This window comes from Nocardia sp. NPDC060220 (assembly GCF_042727815.1).
In the GTDB taxonomy this organism is placed as follows: Bacteria; Actinomycetota; Actinomycetes; order Mycobacteriales; family Mycobacteriaceae; genus Nocardia.
The window spans coordinates 1-4,235 of record NZ_JBHWZY010000616.1; the positions used below are offsets into that span (position 1 = coordinate 1).

General features: G+C 63.1%; 3 protein-coding genes and 1 pseudogene. All 4 read right to left on the reverse strand.

Annotated elements, in window-relative coordinates:
- Positions 1-605, reverse strand: a 605-nt coding sequence (locus ACFWF3_RS26360) for a hypothetical protein (protein ID WP_379316011.1), incomplete at its 3' end; no start/stop codon positions are given.
- Between the two features lie 240 nt (positions 606-845).
- A complete protein-coding gene (locus ACFWF3_RS26365; RefSeq protein ID WP_379316013.1) occupies positions 846-2,390 on the reverse strand; it encodes a serine/threonine protein kinase in 1,545 nt (514 codons plus the stop codon).
- A gap of 87 nt (positions 2,391-2,477) precedes the next feature.
- On the reverse strand, positions 2,478-3,710 hold the full coding sequence (locus tag ACFWF3_RS26370) for a hypothetical protein (RefSeq protein ID WP_379316015.1): 1,233 nt from the start codon (positions 3,708-3,710) through the stop codon (positions 2,478-2,480).
- Positions 3,707-4,235: pseudogene (locus tag ACFWF3_RS26375) on the reverse strand (hypothetical protein); the annotation flags it as partial. The pseudogene ACFWF3_RS26375 and the gene ACFWF3_RS26370, both read right to left, overlap by 4 nt.

A 4,235-nucleotide genomic window follows, 5' to 3' on the forward strand; every position in this document is an offset into this window, starting at 1 on the left:
AGCGTGCTCCATTTATCGCGCGGAGTCGGTGTGAATTTCGACAAACTGGGCTGGATAGCCGCGATGACCTTCTCTGCCTTGGACTGCATCCCGGGTAGGTCGTCGGTTCCGATCTGATCACTGAGATTGTCTCTGACAACGGTCAGTACCAAGAATTGACCTACTGAATGCCACACGTAGATTGCATCGTATCGTGAGGTCCACACGGCATGAGCTTCAGGAAATCGCGATAGCCGGGTGCCTTGGTAGTTTGCCCCGAGAATTTCCTGGTGCTTGGCGCCCAAGGATGGTACGGCATTTTTGGCCGTCTCGGCGTCAGTAAACAGAAGGGCATAGTTGTTCAATGTCCAGGAGAGATTTCCATTGAAGTCAGATCGCCCCTCGCTGTAATAGCCGGATATGAACCCAGGTGCGAAGGTATTGAAATCTTCGCGGCTCATGAGCAGATCCCGTGACAATGGGTAGTGCGATACATCTGTGAACGTACGACTCTGGTTGAATCGGTTTGTGAAATTCAGCGCTGGGTCGATCTCTGTAGGCAGGGGCATGGCCTCGGCAATGCGTCGCGCTTCGACCAGTGCTGCCTCGTCGTCGGTTTCAGCCATTCCCAAGGGGGTCGGTTTGCTCGGGTAGTTTCCCATTTCGAGCTTACTCAGGTCGACCTGTACCTCTGGAGCGGCCACCGGGCCGGCCGGGCTTGCTTCGCCCCCGCAGCCTGTCGCCAACAGGCATGCGATAGAAACTGTCGCGCTTAATGCCGCTCTGTACGCTCGTTTTCTTGATGCATTTGGTGATGTCAATTCAGAACGCAAAGCGTCCCCCCGTTGGTAGTTTTTCGAATTTCTCTATCTAATCTTTGATTTGAGGACAGGAACCAGCTTGCTGATCATCAGTGCCTCGGATTCGGATGACCAATTCCGCATGGCGGATACCGTGCTGGGATCATCGATAGGGACGACAATTGCGCGTGAGCTGGTTATTCCGTACGGGAGACCGAGAAGCCCACCGCCACCGGCCTTCTCGTCGCTACGGAGCACGATGACGTAGCTGTCGTCAGGTGCTTCGAGCGCACTCGAGCTGTCCGAGACCTCTTTGGGTGACGGAATCCCTTCGGTATTTGTGTACTTGAAGTTGTAGACGAAACCGAGTTTTTCCAAAAACTGTGTCTGCGGGCTGCCGGTAAAATAGATTCCGAATTTGTTCGGTTGCTGCGTGACATTGAGGAGCGTGACAGTCTTACCTGCGAACTGCGGATTGTCCTTGCGCTCCTGCTCGATCGGCGGCAGGGCAGAGGCCGATGTGCTGGTGGTGGTGCCGGGCGTTGGGTCGGATCCGCCCGCGGCCCAAATGCCGACTCCGGTGCCGATTCCGACGACGAGCGCGATTGCTGCGCCGATCACTACCGCGCGCTTGGTCTTGCTGGGAGCGGTCGGTGTGGATGCTGTGAGTCCGTGCAGCGATACCGCGGCCCGCGGATCGGTGTGCTCGCGGGGCGGCATCACCTGGATCGGGTAAGTCGGTGAAGTGTTGTGGCCGGTGGGGTTGAAGCCCGGGGTCAGCGCGTTCGATGCGGCATCGGTGAATTCGCGGCAGGTGGCGAAACGTTCGGCGGGGTTTTTGGCCATCGCGCGGGCGAAGACGTGGTCGATGGCGTGGGGGAGGCCGGGGCGGACTCGGGTTGCCTGGGGTGGGGGCTCGTGGAGGTGGCCCATCATGACCATGGCGGGTTGGGCTGCGGGATAAGGGTTTTGGCCGGTCAGGAGTTTGTAGAAGGCGCAGGCGAGGCTGTAGATGTCGGCGCGGTGGTCGAGGACGGCGCCGCTGAGTTGTTCCGGCGGGGCGTAGGCGATGGTGGCGAGGAAGCTGCCGGTCTGAGTGAGTTCGGTGGCGTCGTCGGTGGACTTCGCGACACCGAAGTCGGTGAGCAGGACGCGTTCCTCTTCGCCGTCGCTGCTCGACAGCAGGAAGTTGGCGGGCTTGACGTCGCGGTGCAGCAGGCCGCGGCGGTGGGCGTAGTCCAGGCCCTTGCCCACCTCGCTGGTGATGCGAAGGGCGCGCAGCGGCGTCATTGAGTGCGGGTCGCGGGCCAGTTCGGCAGCGGCGTCGGTGCCGTCCACGTACTGCATGGCGATCCACAGCTGGCCGTGCTCTTCACCGCGGTTGTAGACCGAGACGATGTTGTTGTGGTCGAGGCCGGCGGCGAGATTGGCCTCGCGCTCGAAGCGGGCACGGAACTCGGGGTCGCGGCTGAGTTCGGCGCTGAGCACCTTCAGGGCGTCCATCCGCGGCAGGCTGGGATGTTTGGCCAGGTAAACCGTGCCCATGCCGCCGGCACCGAGTACCCGCTGCACGCGGTACCCGCCGACGATGGTGCCGTGGCTCATCACCATCTTTTACGATCTCCTGACTCAATGCCGCACACTGCCGCTTTCCCGGCTGGAGCATATAGGACTCCGTAGGGGTCGGCCGGTGTGGGATTATCGGCTGTTGGCGAATAGTGCATATTGCGCGGCCGCACGTTGATGGGCATCCAAAAGCTGGTTGCCGCTGACTATTCCGACGTATTCGTTGTAGGCGAGGATGCAGCTGAAGCGTTTCGCCGCGCCGGTGCGTTTGTTCTCCACGCAGGCGGTGTCGGGGAGGTTGGGTGGGTTGGCGGCTTCGGTTTCTACCTGCCAGAGGAACATCTTCTCGGTGACCGCGCGGCGGGCGGTCTGCTCGTCGGGAGTGCGCACGGCGATCGAGCCCCAGGACAGGGCCACCTGCTGGGCGCTCATCTTGGTGAGCTGCTCGTCGATGAAGTGGCGATCGGTGGGGAGCTGGTCGCCCGCGTAATGCAGGATGCCGTGTTTGCCGGTGACCACGTAGTAGCCGGAGCCCTCGGGGTTGGCCAGCTGGTCAGGGTTGAGGGTGCGCATCAGCAGGTGGTCGGGGTCCCACGGCAGCGCCATGACCTCTTCGTCGGTGAGCGGCGTGGTTTCGGCGAGTGCCTCGATCTGCTCGGTGAGGGCGTTCGCGGCGAGGGTGGTGAGCGCTTGCTGGTCGGGGGTCGGCACCGAGAGCAGGAAGGCGATCACGTACGGGCCGTGGGGGAGCACGGTGCGCAGGAAGGGTGAGTCGGGACGCCAATGCGACAGGGCCGCAGGGTGTCCGGGGATGGCAACGGGTTGGTTGCGGCCTTCCTTCATGGCGAAGTCGGTGTCGTAGAACTCTTTCGCGGCGGCGGTCGCGCGGTCCGCGTCGGGGAACTGCAGGACCATGGTGGTGGCGGTGAGCCTGTTGTCGGCCTTCTTCGTCGGCCAGTCACCGTAGGTTTCGACCCGCGAATCCTTGGCGGCGCCATTGGATTCGAAGCCGTAGAGCATCTTGTACTTCTTGGCGATCGCCGACATCGCCGGCTCGTCGCCGAGCGCGGAGGGCATCACGCCGGCGGAGACGGTGGTCGCGCGTTTGCCGTAGGTCATCTGGGCGTCGACGTCGCGGGAGTTGATCACATAGTCGGCGATCCGCATCGCCGCTACCTCGTACATCTCGTAGAACGGTGGGACCGGGTCGTCGTCGTGGGCGTTGACCGGCTCGGTCGGGTACGAGCCGACGTCGAGGGTGCGAACATCCATCTCGGCCGGCAGCGCCTGCCCGGACAGGGTGGAGCCGCACGCGGTCAGGACGGTGGCCAGCGCGGCGGCCAGCACGGCGTATCGGATTGTCATTTCGCGTTCACCAACAATGCGTACTGGGCCGAGATCCGCTGCTGGGCGTCGAGGAGCTGGTTCGACCAGACGTAGGCGGCGTAGCGGTCGTAGGACACCGCGCAATAGAAGCGGATCGCGATCCGTTGTTTCCTGCCGATGTATTCCTTGCACTGGGCGCTCGGCAGGTTCTTCGGTGCGGCGGAGGCGGTGAATTTGCGGGTGACGCCGCCGAGCTCGTCGCGGACACCCTGGGCGCCGGCGATGTCGCGGGCGCGGTAGACCTCGGCGCCGTCGTTGGCGTAGAGGTCGATGCCGTAGTCGTCGATCATCTTCGCAGCGCTCACCAGGTCGGAGAGGAAGTGGCGGGCGGTGCGGCCCGCGTAGACGCCGGGTGGGTTGATCCAGGAATCCTCGCGGGGGCGGGGTGCGGTGCGGCCGAGCATGCCGTCGCGATCGCGCTGCAGGGTCATCAGTTCGGTGCTGGGGGTGGGGGTGAATTTCGCGACGGCGGGGACGATGGTGTCGAGGCTCTTGCGGGTGAGG